Origin of the sequence: Agitococcus lubricus (genome assembly GCF_003051055.1) — a bacterium.
GTDB lineage: Bacteria > Pseudomonadota > Gammaproteobacteria > Pseudomonadales > Moraxellaceae > Agitococcus > Agitococcus lubricus.
On record NZ_QAON01000012.1, the window covers coordinates 46,056 to 62,425 of the forward strand.

Annotated in this window: 14 protein-coding genes; 8 read left to right on the forward strand and 6 right to left on the reverse strand. The window is 44.0% G+C overall.

Annotation, left to right across the window (positions count from 1 at the left end):
- Positions 1-36: 36 nt before the first annotated feature.
- Positions 37-462, reverse strand: a complete 426-nt coding sequence (gene hemJ / locus C8N29_RS11865) for a protoporphyrinogen oxidase HemJ (RefSeq protein ID WP_204509349.1) — start codon at positions 460-462, stop codon at positions 37-39.
- A gap of 136 nt (positions 463-598) precedes the next feature.
- On the opposite strand from hemJ, the gene argC reads away from it, so the two are divergent.
- The 4 genes from argC to C8N29_RS11885 all read left to right on the forward strand — a co-directional run bounded on the left by argC (position 599) and on the right by C8N29_RS11885 (position 7,242).
- Positions 599-1,630 (forward strand): N-acetyl-gamma-glutamyl-phosphate reductase, encoded by a 1,032-nt coding sequence (argC, locus tag C8N29_RS11870; RefSeq protein ID WP_107866280.1) that lies wholly within the window; start codon positions 599-601, stop codon positions 1,628-1,630.
- A gap of 10 nt (positions 1,631-1,640) precedes the next feature.
- On the forward strand, positions 1,641-2,342 hold the full coding sequence (locus tag C8N29_RS11875) for a DUF6776 family protein (RefSeq protein ID WP_107866281.1): 702 nt from the start codon (positions 1,641-1,643) through the stop codon (positions 2,340-2,342).
- A gap of 494 nt (positions 2,343-2,836) precedes the next feature.
- A complete protein-coding gene (locus tag C8N29_RS11880) occupies positions 2,837-4,051 on the forward strand; it encodes an efflux RND transporter periplasmic adaptor subunit (protein ID WP_107866282.1) in 1,215 nt (404 codons plus the stop codon).
- Between the two features lie 11 nt (positions 4,052-4,062).
- On the forward strand, positions 4,063-7,242 hold the full coding sequence (locus tag C8N29_RS11885) for an efflux RND transporter permease subunit (protein WP_107866283.1): 3,180 nt from the start codon (positions 4,063-4,065) through the stop codon (positions 7,240-7,242).
- Between the two features lie 121 nt (positions 7,243-7,363).
- Here the strand turns inward: C8N29_RS11885 and C8N29_RS11890 are convergent, their stop codons facing one another.
- Positions 7,364-8,542 carry an alpha/beta hydrolase gene (locus C8N29_RS11890; RefSeq protein WP_107866284.1) on the reverse strand — a complete coding sequence of 393 codons (1,179 nt, stop codon included), beginning with the start codon at positions 8,540-8,542 and terminating at the stop codon, positions 7,364-7,366.
- Positions 8,543-8,873: 331 nt separating this feature from the next.
- On the opposite strand from C8N29_RS11890, the gene C8N29_RS11895 reads away from it, so the two are divergent.
- Entirely contained in the window at positions 8,874-9,680 is an 807-nt protein-coding gene (locus C8N29_RS11895; protein ID WP_107866285.1) for a substrate-binding periplasmic protein, read from the forward strand.
- Positions 9,681-9,735: 55 nt separating this feature from the next.
- On the opposite strand, the gene C8N29_RS11900 is transcribed toward C8N29_RS11895, so the two are convergent.
- The 4 genes from C8N29_RS11900 to C8N29_RS11915 all read right to left on the reverse strand — a co-directional run bounded on the left by C8N29_RS11900 (position 9,736) and on the right by C8N29_RS11915 (position 13,803).
- Positions 9,736-11,340, reverse strand: a complete 1,605-nt coding sequence (locus C8N29_RS11900; protein ID WP_107866286.1) for a GMC family oxidoreductase — start codon at positions 11,338-11,340, stop codon at positions 9,736-9,738.
- Positions 11,341-11,403: 63 nt separating this feature from the next.
- Positions 11,404-11,976: a hypothetical protein gene (locus C8N29_RS11905; protein ID WP_107866287.1), complete on the reverse strand. Its 573-nt coding sequence runs from the start codon at positions 11,974-11,976 to the stop codon at positions 11,404-11,406.
- A gap of 240 nt (positions 11,977-12,216) precedes the next feature.
- Positions 12,217-12,477, reverse strand: coding sequence for a DUF4404 family protein (locus tag C8N29_RS11910; RefSeq protein WP_107866288.1), 261 nt, complete (start codon positions 12,475-12,477; stop codon positions 12,217-12,219).
- A 417-nt stretch (positions 12,478-12,894) separates the two neighbouring features.
- A complete protein-coding gene (locus tag C8N29_RS11915) occupies positions 12,895-13,803 on the reverse strand; it encodes a cation diffusion facilitator family transporter (protein WP_107866289.1) in 909 nt (302 codons plus the stop codon).
- Between the two features lie 90 nt (positions 13,804-13,893).
- On the opposite strand from C8N29_RS11915, the gene crcB reads away from it, so the two are divergent.
- From crcB to C8N29_RS11930, 3 genes are all read left to right on the forward strand, one after another.
- Positions 13,894-14,274, forward strand: coding sequence for a fluoride efflux transporter CrcB (gene crcB, locus C8N29_RS11920; protein WP_107866290.1), 381 nt, complete (start codon positions 13,894-13,896; stop codon positions 14,272-14,274).
- A 378-nt stretch (positions 14,275-14,652) separates the two neighbouring features.
- Complete coding sequence (locus C8N29_RS11925; protein WP_107866291.1) at positions 14,653-15,291, forward strand: DUF47 domain-containing protein; 639 nt, start codon at positions 14,653-14,655, stop codon at positions 15,289-15,291.
- A gap of 12 nt (positions 15,292-15,303) precedes the next feature.
- Positions 15,304-16,311 (forward strand): inorganic phosphate transporter, encoded by a 1,008-nt coding sequence (locus C8N29_RS11930; protein ID WP_107866292.1) that lies wholly within the window; start codon positions 15,304-15,306, stop codon positions 16,309-16,311.
- Positions 16,312-16,370 lie beyond the last annotated feature (59 nt).

Sequence of the window (16,370 nt, forward strand, 5' to 3'; positions counted from 1 at the left end):
GTATTAAATTAGCCCAAGATGGGGCATACGAAGAGGTTAAAATGGTTTAACCACCACCAAAATGACAATCACAATTAACAATACAACGGGTAACTCATTAAAAACACGATAAAAAGTATGTGTTTTGTTATTTTGATTGTCGGCAAATCGTTGACGATAGTAGCCACAATAGAAATGATAAACAATTAACAAACCGACCAAGGTTAATTTGGCATGTAACCAGCCTTGTTGCAAATAATAAGCAGGGGCTAGATATATCATGGCCGCACCCAAGACAATCGTCAAAACCATCGAAGGCCACATAATGCCTCGGTACAGTTTACGCTCCATGATTTTGAAGCGTTCAATACTGATAGTGTCTTCACTTTGAGCGTGATAGACAAACAAACGCGGCAAATAAAATAAGCCTGCAAACCAACAAATAACGGCAACAATATGAAAGGCTTTTAGCCAAAGCATCATAAACCTCAATAAATAATGGAGCATCGATGTAACAAAACTGACGCTATCGCTGAAGTCAGAGCTTGATATAATATCAACACTAAGGCATTAAGCCGATTAAACAAGTGAAATAGATTGATTTTTTGGGAGAAAATGTGTGATTAAGGTCGGTATTGTGGGTGGAACAGGCTATACAGGTGTCGAATTGTTGCGTTTGTTAGCGCAACATCCACAAGTCGCTTTACAGGCAATTACCTCGCGTAGTGAAGCAGGTATGCCCGTTGCGCAGATGTTCCCCAATTTACGCGGTCGCGTTAATTTAACATTTACAGAACCGTCGGTTGATAATTTAAGCCAATGTGATGTGGTCTTTTTTGCCACACCTAATGGCGTCGCCATGAAGCAAGTGCCTGAACTATTGGCTAAAGGCGTTAAAGTTATTGATTTGGCTGCCGACTTTCGCTTAAAAAATCCTGTAGATTGGCAACAGTGGTATGGTATGCCACATGCCTGTGAAGATATTTTGGCAGAGGCTGTGTACGGTTTACCCGAGGTGAATCGTGAGGCGATTAAAAAAGCCCGTTTAGTGGCCAATCCAGGCTGTTATCCTACAGCGGTGCAATTAGGCTTTTTACCCTTATTAAAAGCAGGGTTGGTGGATGCAAATAGCCTGATTGCCGATGCAAAATCAGGCGTGTCAGGCGCAGGTCGTAAAGCCGAAGTACATACCTTGTTATGTGAGGCAGGGGATAGTTTCAAAGCCTATGGTGTGGCGGGTCACCGTCATTTACCCGAAATAAAACAAGGGCTACAACATATCGGTGGTCAAGCAGTGGGCTTGACCTTTGTACCACATTTATTGCCCATGATTCGCGGTATACATGCCACCTTATATGCCCGTTTAACGCAAGACGTCAGCGATTTACAAGCCTTATATGAACAGACTTATGCAAATGAGTCGTTTGTTGACGTGTTGCCTGCAGGCAGTCATCCAGAAACACGTTCGGTACGTGGTGCTAATGTGTGTCGTATCGCAGTGCATCGCCCGCAAGGTGGAGATACTGTTGTCATCTTGTCGGTGATTGACAATTTGGTGAAAGGTGCGGCAGGGCAGGCAGTGCAAAACATGAATATTATGTTCGGTTTAGCCGAAGATACAGGTTTAATGCATATTGCCTTATTGCCTTAAGGAGTGATTCATGTGGCGTAGCGGTCGTCGGCAAAAAATAAAAAGCTACATTGCTGCGCCTATCACGGCTCATTGGGTAGCATGGACACTATTGGTGGTTTTGTTGTTAGGCTTGACAGGGGCAGGTTGTTATTACTGGGGCTATGATGCAGGACTGAGAAGTGTGGGAGCAAGTGCTACCGAAGTGAAAGACTTGCGTACTCGTGACCAACAGCAAGCTGCCGACATTAAACGTCTCAATATGGGACTGTTAACCTTACAACAAGACCGTGATATTGCTATCGAAACTGCCAAAAAACTGCAAGAGGATACTAAAAACCAGTTAGCTACCGTAGCCGATTTACAAGAGCAAATAGCGGTCTATCAGCGTTTGTTAGGAGCAAAACCCAGTAGCCAAGCCGTGAATGTTGATAGTATCACCGTCAAACATCTCTCTGCTAATCGTTATCAATACCGTATGTTGATTACACAGCTCAGTAATAATCAAACTTCTGTTGCAGGACAAGTGTATGTCAAGGTCTATGCAAGCAATAAAAAACAAAGTGTGAGTGCGACTCCCGTTGAGATAAAACTACAATATTTTCAGAATGTGATGGGTGAGTTTGTCTTACCTGTAGGGTTTCAGCCCGAAAGTATTCAGTTGCTCATCCAAACGACAGGCAAAAAAGCGAGTAAAATTCAAAAAACCTTTAAGTGGGAAGTCGCACCATAACGTCACAGTTTGACGTATTGTCGACAAATAGCCTGTTCGCTCTCACGACCTTATGTTAAAAATTCTGCTAATACAACTGCCGCTAATCATGAAGGATTTTTAAGGACTGTAGGTCTGAGCCGATTCATCACTAAAAGTTAAACCAATAGTGTTTGCTAGGCACTACGAGACACTAGGCTTGATGAGACTTACCTGTGATAGAGGTCATGGTTTCCAAAACGTAAACAACGTATTTGCACTTCTGAGTATAGCAATCTCATTAAAACCTCGTTAGTATCAGCCATTTTGAACGATTCAGTACACTTTTAAGAAAGTCTTTTTTAGCCTATGAGAACACGTGTTTGTGGATGTGTTTTTTAATCAATACGTCAACAGACACTAGAATGGTATCATGCTAAATGAACGGGCAAGTGCCCAGACCTGCAGCGCATAAGTCAATTCTATTCCACCAACGACCACCACACTCGATTGTCATTAGCTGACAAGGAGCTTACATGAACTTGCCACGCTTAACGTATCCACTCTATTTATTGGCACTCAGCTCAATCATATTAACAGCCTGTAATCAACCTCCAGCAGGCGGAGCGGCCAATGCAGGGGGGATGCCTGCCATGCCACCTCCCGAAGTGGCTGTTGTCACAGTGCAGGCACAAACAGTGCCTGTGCGTTTTGAGTATGCGGCACAAGTCGCAGGTTCACGTGAGGCTGAAATTCGGGCGCGTGTGACAGGTATTTTGTTAAAAAGACACTACAATGATGGCCAAACAGTGCAGGCAGGACAGACCTTATTTAGCCTAGATAATGCCCCCTACGAAGTCGCCTTAGCCGCCGCAGAAGCACAACTGGCGAATGCGCAAGCACGTCTGAGCCAAGCCGAACGTAATTTGGCGCGTATTAAACCCTTGTGGGAACAAAAAGTGGTTGCTCAGCGTGAGTACGACGACGCGGTATCGGCACAGCAAATAGCTCAAGCTGACATCAAAACTGCACAAGCTCAAATTAAACAAGCCAAGTTAAATCTAAGTTATACCCGTGTCGATGCGCCAATTAGCGGTATTGTCGGACGGGCACAAAAAACCGAAGGCACCTTAGTATCGGGTACGGATATTTTATTAGCCACCATCACTCAAATTAACCCTGCACATGTTTACTTTGGTCTGCCAGATGCCGAACAACAAAAAAATCGTCATTTAGCGGCTACAGGACGTTTTAAGTTACCGCCACAAGGTCAATATGTGGCCAATATCAAACTGTCGGATGGCTCACTGTATCCACATGCAGGACGTTTGGATTTTACCGATATGGCAGTTAATCCGAATACAGGAACAATCGAAGCGCGTGCGGCTTTACCAAATCCTGAAAGTCAATTAAAGCCAGGTCAATTTGTTCGTGTAGTGCTGAATGGTGCGCAACGTGTAGATGCTTTAGTTGTTCCTCAACGCGCGGTAATTGAAGGTCCTGCAGGCAAAATGGTGATGTTAGTGACGAAAGACAACAAAATAGAGCCACGGCCTGTCAAGGTCGGCGAATGGGCGACCATTAACGGCACCGAGGCTTGGGTGATAGACAGTGGTTTGCAGGCGGGTGAGCGTGTCTTAGTGGATGGTTTATTTAAGGCCATGCCTGGTACAGTGGTTAAGCCTGTTGACGCCGCCAGCGTTGCCAAAGCAACGACGCCGCCAAATGCTGCTGCACCTAGCACCCATTAAGGAGATGAACCGTGTTAGCACGTTTTTTTATCAATAGGCCTGTTTTTGCCGCTGTTTTGTCAATTTTTATTATGTTGGCAGGTTTAGCGGCAATGCGCAATTTACCGATTGCGCAATATCCAGAAATTGCGCCACCCGTGATTCAAGTGACGGCTGTGTATCCTGGTGCATCGGCAGAAGTACTAGAGCAAACCGTTGCTGCGCCATTAGAAAATCAAATTAACGGTGTGGATGGCATGCTGTATATGGGGTCTACCTCAACCTCGCAAGGGGTGGTGACCATCAGTGTGACTTTCCAAATTGGTACGAATGCTGACCAAGCGGCACAAAATGTCAATAATTTAGTGAAACAAGCGGAAGCGCGTTTACCGCAAGAGGTTCGTCGGCAAGGGGTAACGGTGACTAAAGGCTCTTCGAGCTTTTTACAGGTGATAGCCTTTTATTCACCTGATGGCCGTTATGATGATGTATATACCAGTAATTATGTCACGCTCAATGTCTTAGATGCGGTTAAACGGGTACCTGGCACGACCAATGTTCAAATTTTTGGTGCAAAAGACTATGCGATGCGTATTTGGTTAAAGCCAGATAGATTGTCGCAATTAAAACTCAGCACCCAAGAAATAGTCGCCGCCATTAATGAGCAGAATGGCCAATTTGCCGCAGGTAAAATTGGTCAACAGCCGACGGGTGCTAGTCAGGAGTTGGTGTATACCATCACGACAAAAGGTCGCCTATCGGAAGCCAGCGAGTTTGAAAATATCATTATTCGTTCGCAGCCCGATGGCTCTACCTTACGCTTAAAAGATGTTGCCCGTGTAGAGTTAGGGGCAAAAGACTATGATTTTGTGGGACGCATTAACGGTCGGCCTGCGACCTTAGTTGGCGTGTTTTTACAACCGAGCGCGAATGCTTTGGAAGTGGGCGATAATGTTAAGAAGACTTTAGCACAAGTCGCACAGCGTTTTCCTGAGGGTTTAAGTTATTCAATTCCTTACGATACCACACGGTTTGTCGAAGTCTCTATTCGTGAAGTACTAAAAACCTTAGCCGAAGCCATGGTGTTGGTCTTTTTAGTTGTCTTCTTATTTTTACAAAACTGGCGTGCGACCTTAATTCCCACCATTGCCGTCCCTGTATCTTTAATTGGGACATTTGCAGGTTTGTATTTGTTAGGCTATTCCATCAATACCTTGACTTTATTTGGCATGGTACTCGCGATTGGTATTGTCGTTGATGATGCGATTGTGGTGCTAGAAAATGTTGAACGTATTATGCAAGAGCAACATTTAAGCGCTTACGATGCCGCTGTCAAAGCCATGCATGAGGTTACTAGCCCCATCATTGCGATTGTGATGGTGTTATGTGCAGTCTTTGTGCCGATTGGCTTTTTGGGTGGTTTAACGGGGGAATTGTATCGTCAATTTGCGGTCACGATTGCGATTGCGGTCATTATTTCGGGTATTGTGGCACTGACATTGACACCTTCTTTATGCGTCTTGATTCTCAAACGTGAACATAAAGCCTTAGGTGGTTTTTTTGTTGCCTTTAATCACTGGTTTCATCGTGTTACAGGCCATTATGTGAATGGCGTAACATGGATGATTCGGCGGGGTGCAGTGGCTGCATTCTTATTTATTGCGATGGTGGCGGTGACCATCGGACTATGGAAAATAACGCCCAATAGTTTAGTGCCCGATGAAGACCAAGGCTATTATATTGCCGCAGTGATTTTACCCGATGGCGCAACCTTACAACGTACCGATAAAGTGGTTCAAGAAGTCTTGGCAATTATGAAAAGTAATCCAGCCAATGAAGATGTGGTTGCGTTTACAGGTTTTGACTTTTTGGGCGGCGGTTTTAGAAATAATGCAGCCACTATTTTTGTTACGCAAAAACATTGGGATGAGCGTCAAGTGAGCAGCCAACAGTTAGTCGGTGAGCTGTACATGAAAACGGGTCATATTAAAGAGGCCTTAGTCTTAGCCTTTAATCCCCCACCCATTATGGGTTTAGGACAAGCGGGCGGTTTTGAGTTTTATATCCAAAATCGCGGTGAAGGCGGAGCAGCTAAACTGGCAGAAGTCATGGGACAGTTTATGGCAGCGGCTAATGAAAACAAAATGTTAGGCGGTGTACAAACCTTATGGCGAGCAAATAGCCCCCAGTTACGTGTTGATGTTGACCGCGAAAAAGCGCATGCAATGGGGGTCAATCTAAACACAATTTACGATACCTTGGCCGCGACCTTAGGTGCTTATTATGTCAATGACTTTAATAAATACGGTCGTACATGGCAAGTACTCATGAGTGCCGAGCCACAATACCGTGCTAAACCAGAGGATATTGGCAGTATTTGGGTGCGCTCAGATAAAGGGGACATGTTACCCCTATCCTCGTTGGTCACCATGAGTTACAGTGCTGGCCCCGATAGTTTAGACCGTTTTAATAATTTGCCCGCAGTGAAATTATTTGGTCAAGGTGCAGCAGGCGTGAGTTCGGGGCAAGCGATTGCTGAAGTCGAAAAAGTCGCCCAACGCGTGTTGCCCAGTGACTTTAGTTATGATTGGGGCGGCGCGTCCTACCAAGAAAAACAAGTGACAGGCTCATCAAGCATTGCCTTAGGTTTAGGGGCAGTGATGGTATTTTTGATTTTGGCTGCCTTATATGGGCAATGGTCTTTGCCTATTTCGGTGTTATTAGCCTTACCTTTTGGTATCTTTGGTGCGTTAGCAGCCGTATGGGGGCGAGGCTTTACCAATGATGTCTATTTTCAGATTGGTTTAGTCACCTTGTTAGGTTTGGCTGCTAAAAATGCCATTCTGATTGTTGAATATGCGATTCTGAAAAAAGAAGAAGGACTATCAACGGCTGCCTCTGCGGTTGAAGCGGCACGCTTACGTTTTAGGCCTATTCTGATGACCTCATTAGCCTTTATCTTAGGGGTATTGCCATTGGCGATTAGTCAAGGTGCAGGTGCAGGTGCACGCCAGTCGGTAGGTACGGGGGTGATGGGGGGTATGATGGCAGCGACATTTTTGGCTATCTTTTTTGTGCCGACCTTTTTTAAGTGGATTGTCGATAGACGTTTGTCCGAAAAGCGCACGGCGGCACAAATACATGAAGAAGCTGAACGCCATCAACAAGCCATCGACCAAAAGCCTGTGTCAATGGATGGTGCAGAGCGTTAAGTCTGTAGGCATAAAAAAGCGGGTATTGCCCGCTTTTTTATGTGATGAGATAGGCCGCGTTAGCCTGTTGAGTATGAATTCCATTCATCAGGTTAATCGTCTATTAAATACGTCACATCTCTCAGTGTATGGTTTCTAACAATATACCTATACCTAACCAATCGGCTAATTCTTGATAGACACGAGGGTCATTTAACATCGCTAAATGATTCATCTCGTCAAAGTACACACGGCGAATTTTAGGCGAATCTAACACATAACCTTGTTCATCTTGTGCCAACGCACTGTCGACAGGTACCAAACCATCACCAATCCAATTTTGACTATGTGATTCACTGATAGCTCCCGCTAATAATAAATGGGATATGCCTTCGTATAAATGAGGTAACACATTGTCATGCGTCAAACGTGCATAACGTAAGTCTTTGATACCGCGACTACGAATATTACCTAACCGCATAAAAGGACGCGTATAGGGGGTGATATTCAGTAAGTTATTAGCTTGATTGCCTAAACGCTCCAAAGGGGCACCTAGATGTGGTGAACCTAAATAAGCGGCATGCGTTAAACGCTTAAGCCAACTGTGATTTTCTTGCTCGGCATAATGACAAGCACTCCGAATCAATAATCCACCCATACTATGGCCAATCAATAAGAGGGGTGTACCTTTGGCAGCAAAATGGCTATTTAACAAGGCGGCTAGCTCTGCACCATTATCATGAATGGCGCGCCCTGTATTGTAGCGTAACCAAGCTACTTGGTAGCCTAATTGCGCTAATTGACAATAAAACTGATAATGATTCTCTGCGGCTTGCCATTCGACATCACTGTGGCATAGACCGTGAATAAATAAAACATGTGCTTTGGCAGGTTCATTCGCCCACGCGTTTATATCTTCAATTAATAGGCCTTGTTCTGACCGTAGGCTAAGATGCGTCGCGAGTGGGCTTTCCCAATCGACTAATTTGTCACCACATACCCCATTGAGAGCAGCTTGACTACGAATGGCGAGAGGATGGGCAAATTCTTTGTGTTCGCCTGCAAATAAGCGACTCAATTTGGCAAACAGCGCAAAGCTGTGACTGATGATACGATAGGGGAAAGGCGCATAACGGGCATCAGGTTGATGCTGTTTGTTAAACGGCATAGGTAATTGATTGATTGTCCCGTGTACTTCAGCAACTAAATGAGTTAACTCTTGTGCACCGCGTAAGGCGAGATGACAAATAGAACCAACGGTAGTAATAGCTTGAATAGCAGCTGAAGGTTTGTTGATATTAGCATCTATATGTTCGCTCATGGCCAAATCTCTTGGTGTACATTTGTACACTAATTTAGATGGCGATGGGTGAGTTGTCAAGGGATATAGAAGAACAATTCGCGTTTGTTATTAAAACAACGCTAAATTTTAGTGATGGATTTCACATTATTACTTTGTGTAGAGATGAAAAAAACGTATAAACAACAATTTGCAATAAGCGTCTTAACAGCTAACTGTTATTATCGCCAAGTCTTTTATGTTGATAACACCATGGCAAGTAAATTGCACACACGATAAAAGGATACGCATATCGGCAGCTATTGACCATAAGGATATGAGAACAATAAATCATTGAAACTGGAGGGTCACTATGCGCTTTGCGCGATATCTTTTAGCAGTAACGAGCATCGTATCGAGTCAACTATTATGGGCTGCGCCTTTACAACTTTGTGTAGACAAAATACCCACCCCACCTTTTGTTTACTCCGAAAAGATTAACGGGGCAGGTAAACTACGGGGTTATTCTTTAGACTTAGCGAAGCAACTACTGAGTCAAGCAGGTGTAGCTTATGAGGTAAAATCGTTTGCTAAAACGGAGCTAGAAAAACGTCTATATAGTCCGTCCGCCAGTGCAGGCTGTGACATTGTCTTAGATGTTCGTAAGGGCAGTGAGCAAGAAAAATACGTGCATTTATCAAGCCCTTGGTATCAGTTAAATATTGACGCTGTCTATTCATGGGAGCGTTATATGACGGGTTTAGGGGTAAAAACGGTCAATGACTTTAGCCAATATCAGGTCTGTGGTTTAGAAGGTTATGACTATGGCAACTTAAATAAACATATTAAAATTAAATACTTACCACGTATGAAAGATATTGTATTTGACCTAAAACAAAAAACTTGCGATGTATTTTTGGCAGAAGCTGCGGTAATGAAATATGGTCAACGTGCTAATTTATTTCAAATGCCACCTGTGGGATGTGTACGTTTAGATGGCACAGTACGAACTTATCATTTAGGTGTGGCTAAGCATGTGGTAGGCGGCGATGCGATATTAGTTAAATTACAGCAGCAATTTAGCAAACTCACAGGCACAGATAGCGTCATGACTAAACTAGCCGAAGAATATGATATTGGTGCAATGAGTTGTCAGACTAGATTACATGTGGGGTCATAAGACAAGGGTAGTTGATGCTATGCCTATACAATGTATACGGGCATAGCAGACAGGCTTAACTGACCTTGCCGCCCAGTTTTTTGGCGAGAAGGGTCGCATTTTGTGCAACCAAGCCATAAATTGATAACTGTGGATTAGCACCAATACTGGTTGGAAACACCGAACCATCAAAAATCGATAAATTCTTGAGTTGATGATGTAAGCCTTCGCTATTCACGACACTGGTTTTCTCGTCTTCACCCATCGCGCAACCGCCCATTAAATGCGCACTAAATAATGCGGTACGGAATTTTTTATAGGGTAGGGCTTCGATTTGTGTCTTGGCTTCTGCCCAACTGCTGGCCCATTGGCCATCTAAATGTGCAGGTCTGACTTTATTTGCCCCTGCGGCAAATTGCGCTTCGGCCATACTCAAATAAGCACGTTTTGCACCGTCCCAAATATAATCACTGATGTCATAATTGAGAACAGGTGCACCCGCGTCATCAATCACAACTTCACCGCCTTGGCTGTCGTCAACAAAGCCATCGCGCATTAAGGCTAACATGGCATTAGTATGCGGTAACATGGCCATCTCTTCTTGTAATGGTTTGCCGTAAGTTCCAAAAACACCACTGGCAATGGCAGGAAACATAGGGGGCACTTCTAATTTATAGCCCATTTTACCTGTTGCCCCATCACGCCACTGAAAATAGTCAGAAGCAATAGATTGCGGTGCGCCATAAAAAGGATTTACTTCTTGTGGCATTTGCGCCATCGTCAGGACAACAGGGTGAATACACGTGCGTTTACCGACCCGTTGATGTGGGTCAGGGGCATTGGAGCGCAATAATAAGGCAGGATTATTGAGTGCACCGCCCGCTAAAATATAATGTTTGGCTTTGAGTGTGACTTCAATACCCGTTTTTTGTTTGGCTTTATTATCTAAGGCTAACGCCAACAGACCTGTGACTTGGTCTTGATTAAATTGAATTTTTTCCACGCGTAAACGATGAATCAGTTGTGCTCCACCCGCTAAGGCACTGGGAATGGTAGACACTAGCATGGATTGTTTGGCATTAACAGGGCAACCAAAGCCACAATAGCCACTGTTCCAGCAGCCTGCAACATTGCGTGGAATGACATGCCATTCCCAATCTAGTTTGGCGCAGGCATCTTGTAAGACTTTATTATTGGCATTAGGTGCCATTGCCCACGGACTGATATTGAGACGCTGTTCCATTTTGGCAAACCAAGGTGCCATTTCTTCGGGGCTATGACCTTTTACACCGTGCGCAGATGCCCAGTGTTTCAGTGTTTCGGCGGGTGTTCTAAAACTGGCTGTCCAGTTGACCACGGTGGTGCCGCCAACACTTCGCCCTTGTAAAATAGCGATAGCACCATCGCTACTCGCACGGCCTGCCGCTTCTTGATATAGCTCGCGGTAAGCACGTGCCTCGTCCATATCTTTGAAATCAGCAGAGGTTTTTAGGGGGCCTTCTTCGACCATCAGCACCTTAAAGCCTGCATGTGTGAGGATTTCGGCAGCCGTTGCGCCACCTGCGCCTGTACCAATAATGACAATATCAGCGTCAAAGCTCATATTTTGCGTAAAGGTAGACGCGTCTTTGACTTGCCAACCACTGGCAATACCTGCGGTATAAATATCATCAATCGCCATAAGATATTCCTTCTTGGGAAAGGCTGATTTAAGTGCTCATTATCAGAGTCGAAAAAGGGGGGTTTAGCTATTCACCGCTTGATACATCATGGCTAACGGACTGTAGCCTGCGTGTTGTCTAGATTCAGGTAAGCCAAAATAAGAGACGCTGACTAATTTACTGAGTACACGATAGCCCGCATTAAAGGGGGCTATAGAGCTACCATGCCAACGTGCTAAGAAGTTGTTCATATCATCTGGGCTGGCTTTAATCCAATCACCGTAAATGCCTGTGGTGAGCCAACGGGTGATACGACCTGCTAATAAGTCAAGCAATTTGTAAATTTCACCTTGTGCTTTGACACCTAAATTGGCACAAGCACCGTCAACCCCTTTGAGAATATTGACAACTAAAGCCTGATAATTATGGCTATCTGTTTGCACTAAATTACCCAACACCACAGGAATGAGGGCTGTAAAAAGGGCTAAATCTTCGGTGCGTAAAAAGGAAAAACCTTTCGCTAGTGTCGTGGGTTGTTGGCTACAACCTGAAAGACTGGCGACTGTACCCACGCTAGCTACAGTGGCCGCTCCCACGACGCCTAAGCGCAAAAAGGAACGTCGAGAAATCGCAAGGTGTTGATAGTTTATGCTCATTAATGTGTACTCTTATCGTTATCATCGGGCGGGACATAACGTCACCGCCTAAATTAGCAGTCCTGAATGTCACACAAGAAAATGGCACGATTGTAGAGTATTTACTCTAACTATCAAAGTGAAACTCGATAAGATTCATAAGGCACTCATAGAAAAAAGCGATGATTACGTGGTATCAATCACGTTTTTGATATCTCACCACGTAGGGTTGACGGTATCTGTTTGGGCAAGACCCTATATTCAAATACCAATATCCATCAGCGTTTTGACAATACTGCCAATCACCCGCGCGACAATAGGATGGTCAACCTCCAATTCGGCCTCAGCAGCACGTAATAGATTCGCCAAACGCTCATAGTCAGCTTGTTCGTGTGATTGTAAATGCAATTCTAAGTCACATAACTGTGCTTGTAAGTTTTCGATATGGGGTGGTGGCAGGGGATGTAACGCTAAGATGGAACGTGCTTCGGCGATTTTTTCACCTAATAATTGTTTAGGCATCGCTCTTCTCCTTAAAAATAGGGGTTAATAACATGCTTTATATATAAAAAGATAATCCCACATAACCTATAGGGTCTGTTGACGTTTTGATTGTGGTTGCGAAAGAGACTATTTTTTAGAGGATACGAGGCGTGAATCGCGTAGTTTGGTTATTCCAAATAAGCGACGAACAACAAAGTAGCCTCAAAAAATAGCTCTTTCCCTGTGGGTTGCGTTAAAAATTGACTCATTCTGCGTTACAAAACTGGCCAATAGAACGACTATTAACTGCGTTTTGTGCCTTGCCTGAGGCAATTTTTATCAGCAACGCGGCTCACACGCAAAACGTCAACAGACCCTAAGGTTGCTGATGTTTTTTTGTATTAATACATCTTAGGCTAAAAATACGGTTTTTTGCAAACCGTCACGACGATATCATCAGCACTCAGCCTTACAAGCAGCGAAGGCTTGGCGACTCATTTGAATCGTAATATGTGTTATGGCAAAGTCGGTTTGTAGTTGGTGATGAATCGTACGTAAAAAGTCATCTGGATTCTCCAATTTATGGACGACGAGATGGGCGGTTAAGGCGATTTCTGAACTGCTGATAGCCCAAATATGTAAATCGGTGACGGCTTCTACATTCGCTAAAGTCAATAAGTAGTGACGTATATCATCGAAGTCAATTTGACTAGGTACGCCATCAAGAGCGAGATGTAAGGATTCACGCCATAATGGCCAAGTGCCAATCACAATCACCAGTGCAATTAACAAGCTCAGCGCGGCGTCTATCCATGTCCACGCGCAAACTAAATACGCCAAACCCGCGACAACAACCGCCAAAGAAATCAGGGCATCACTGAGCAAATGCCAAAATGCAGCTTTTATATTGATATCATGTTGACTATCACCTAAAAACAGTAAGGCACTCAGGCCATTAATCAATACGCCTATACTAGCCACAATCATCATCGTCAGGCCAGCAACAGGTGTCGGGTGTTGTAAACGTTGAATCGCCTCAATTGCCATCATCGCCATTGCCATTATCAGTAATGAGGCGTTTAACAGTGCAACTAAAATAGATGACTTACGCCAACCATAACTGCGCTGATGTGTGTTAGCGAATTGACTTAACCATAAGGCAAACCACGCTAATAATAAACTGAAGACATCACTAAAGTTATGCCCAGCATCGGCTAACAAAGACAAGGAATTCGCTTGCCAACCATAAAAAACCTCAATAAAAACAAAGCTCATATTCAGGCTTATTCCCGTCAAAAAAGCTCGATTGAGGTGTTGAGTGTCATTTAATTTATGGTCATGGTCATGTGGGTGATGTAAGGCCATAATCAACCTATCAAAAATCGGATTCTGCTTAAGCAGTATAGCGAGCTTTTGTCAGCACGGTGTATGATGAGCGATTGGAGAACTATACTTATGTTGAATTCTATCCTCGCTATTAGTTTGGGAGCAGCCCTAGGTGCCGTGTTACGTTGGTTGTTGGGTCTGGCATTCAATCATATCGTTGTTTATATCCCTTTAGGTACCTTGCTGGCGAATCTACTGGGCGGATATTTAATCGGGGTATTTTTTGCATTATTTAGCCAGTTGCCTCAGTTGAGTCCAGAGTGGCGTTTATTTGTGATGACAGGTTTTTTAGGAGGCTTAACCACATTTTCAACGTTCTCATTAGAGCTAACAACCTTAGTACAGCAACAGCGTTGGGGCTGGATGTGTCTATTAATGTTCAGTCATGTGGGCGGTTCTTTGTTAATGACAGTGTTAGGAATCTATAGCGTGAGCTATTGGCAACGTTGAGGCGAGTCGGCTATGTAGACAGTAGGACTCCCCAACGACGCATAAGGAGAAAAAACACCGCCGCTCATATTCCTCTGATGAGTGTTGTATTGTGAGCTGCCATCCCACCATCTAGCCACGATTTATCGTAGCTGATTTTAATCAAAATTAACGCCTGTTTTCTAAAACGTCTAACATTTGATTATGCTAAAAAATCTACCTTAAGACCGAGGATATGGAGTTTTTATCAGCAAATGGCGTTTTTGAGGCGCGTATGTGGCGAGAGCTTACACGAAGCCTCAAGCCTTATATGACATTAAGATGACATTATTATGACAATAATATGACAGCTAATGTTAAACTTAGCGCCCTCATTGTCAACTGTGTAGGTCAATCCTGATGTTTGCTCGATTTATGCCTAAAGAAGTCAAGTTTTTTGATTTGTTTAATGCACAAGCACACGAAATTAAACTGGGTGCAGAGGCATTAGTGGCTATGCTGTCTGCATTAAATCACTCAGAAGCACAAGCTGATATTTTTGCCAAAGAAATAGATACCATTGAAGACCGTGCCGATAAAATCAATTATCAAACGGTCGCTTTGCTGCATTCTACGTTTATTACCCCTTTAGACCGTGACGAAATCCATCAGTTGACCACTCAACTCGATAATGTCTTAGACATGATTCAAAACGCAGCGCGAACCATGCGTGTTTATAATGTACGTACGGCAACCCCAGAAGCGATTGAGTTTGGTCGAATTATTCAGTTAGCGGCGGCGAAAGTAGCAGAAGGCGTTGCGTTATTAAGCAATATGGATAATGCCACCGCAATATTAGCCGTTTGTCGAGACATAGACCGTCTAGAAAATGAAGCTGATGAGGTCTTGCGTACCGCCATGTCCAAATTATTTCGTGAAGAAGACAATGTCAAAGAGCTCATTAAACTGAAAGGCATTTATGAGCGTTTAGAGAGTGTGACCGATTATTGCGATAATGTAGGTAATTTATTGCAAGCCATCGTCTTAGAAAATTCCTAAGAGGATGCACTGATGGAACATGTACAGATGACACTGGGTGTCGTAATTTTTCTTGTCATCCTTGCGTTAGCATTTGATTTTATGAACGGCTTTCATGATGCTGCAAATGCCATTGCGACGGTTGTTTCGACACGTGTATTAACGCCATATCAAGCGGTGATGTTAGCCACGGTCTGTAATTTTGGTGCGATTTTTATTTTTGAGCTGAAAGTCGCGGCAACGATTGGTAAAGGTACGATTGAACCTTCGGTGATTGACCATTATGTGATTTTTGGCGCGTTGGTAGGTGCAATTGTCTGGAATATTATTACATGGTATTTCGGTATTCCCTCTTCATCGTCACATGCTTTAATTGGCGGCTTAGTCGGTGCAGCCGTGGCTAAATCGGGTTTTTCTTCGCTAATTTCTAGCGGTTTAGTGAAAACGGTTTCCTTTATTTTATTATCCCCCTTATTGGGCATGTTATTGGGTTCCTTGATGTTATTGTTAATGTCTTGGTTATTCAGAGAGAGTACCCCACGTAAAGTTGACCGTTGGTCGCGGCGTTTACAGTTAATATCCGCCTCTGCTTATGCTGTTGGTCATGGTGGTAATGATGCGCAAAAAACCATTGGTATTATTTGGATGTTATTGATTGCGGCAGGTATTACAGGGCAAGATGAACATGTGCCTTATTGGGTCGTGGTTGCGTGTTATGCCGCTATCGGCTTGGGAACTGCCTTTGGTGGTTGGCGCATTATTAAAATGATGGGGCAAAAAATTACCAAGCTACGTCCCGTGGGCGGCTTTTGTGCGCAAACAGGTGGCGCAGTGACGTTGTTTACCGCAACTGCGTTAGGTGTGCCTGTATCAACCACGCATACCATTACAGGGGCAATTGTGGGCGTAGGGGCGACACGTCGCTTTTCGGCAGTACGTTGGGGGATTGCAGGCTCTATTGTGTGGGCTTGGATATTAACGATTCCTTGTAGTGCCTTAATTTCGGCTGTGTTTTGGCAAATAGGAAAATTCATTCTGTAATGCCAAGTTGCATGATAAAAAGGCCACGTTAACCGTGGCTTTTTTTATGGAACATACTC

Bases quoted from the DNA above. Each gene is read 5' to 3' on its own strand.
- C8N29_RS11910 (WP_107866288.1), bottom strand. From the start codon at position 12,477: ATGCCTAAACAATTATTAGGTGAAAAAATCGCCGAAGCACGTTCCATC.
- C8N29_RS11880 (WP_107866282.1), top strand. From the start codon at position 2,837: ATGAACTTGCCACGCTTAACGTATCCACTCTATTTATTGGCACTCAGC.
- C8N29_RS11875 (WP_107866281.1), top strand. From the start codon at position 1,641: ATGTGGCGTAGCGGTCGTCGGCAAAAAATAAAAAGCTACATTGCTGCG.
- C8N29_RS11925 (WP_107866291.1), top strand. From the start codon at position 14,653: ATGTTTGCTCGATTTATGCCTAAAGAAGTCAAGTTTTTTGATTTGTTT.
- C8N29_RS11905 (WP_107866287.1), bottom strand. From the start codon at position 11,976: ATGAGCATAAACTATCAACACCTTGCGATTTCTCGACGTTCCTTTTTG.
- C8N29_RS11890 (WP_107866284.1), bottom strand. From the start codon at position 8,542: ATGAGCGAACATATAGATGCTAATATCAACAAACCTTCAGCTGCTATT.
- C8N29_RS11895 (WP_107866285.1), top strand. From the start codon at position 8,874: ATGCGCTTTGCGCGATATCTTTTAGCAGTAACGAGCATCGTATCGAGT.
- crcB (WP_107866290.1), top strand. From the start codon at position 13,894: ATGTTGAATTCTATCCTCGCTATTAGTTTGGGAGCAGCCCTAGGTGCC.
- C8N29_RS11900 (WP_107866286.1), bottom strand. From the start codon at position 11,340: ATGGCGATTGATGATATTTATACCGCAGGTATTGCCAGTGGTTGGCAA.
- C8N29_RS11915 (WP_107866289.1), bottom strand. From the start codon at position 13,803: ATGGCCTTACATCACCCACATGACCATGACCATAAATTAAATGACACT.
- C8N29_RS11930 (WP_107866292.1), top strand. From the start codon at position 15,304: ATGGAACATGTACAGATGACACTGGGTGTCGTAATTTTTCTTGTCATC.
- hemJ (WP_204509349.1), bottom strand. From the start codon at position 462: ATGATGCTTTGGCTAAAAGCCTTTCATATTGTTGCCGTTATTTGTTGG.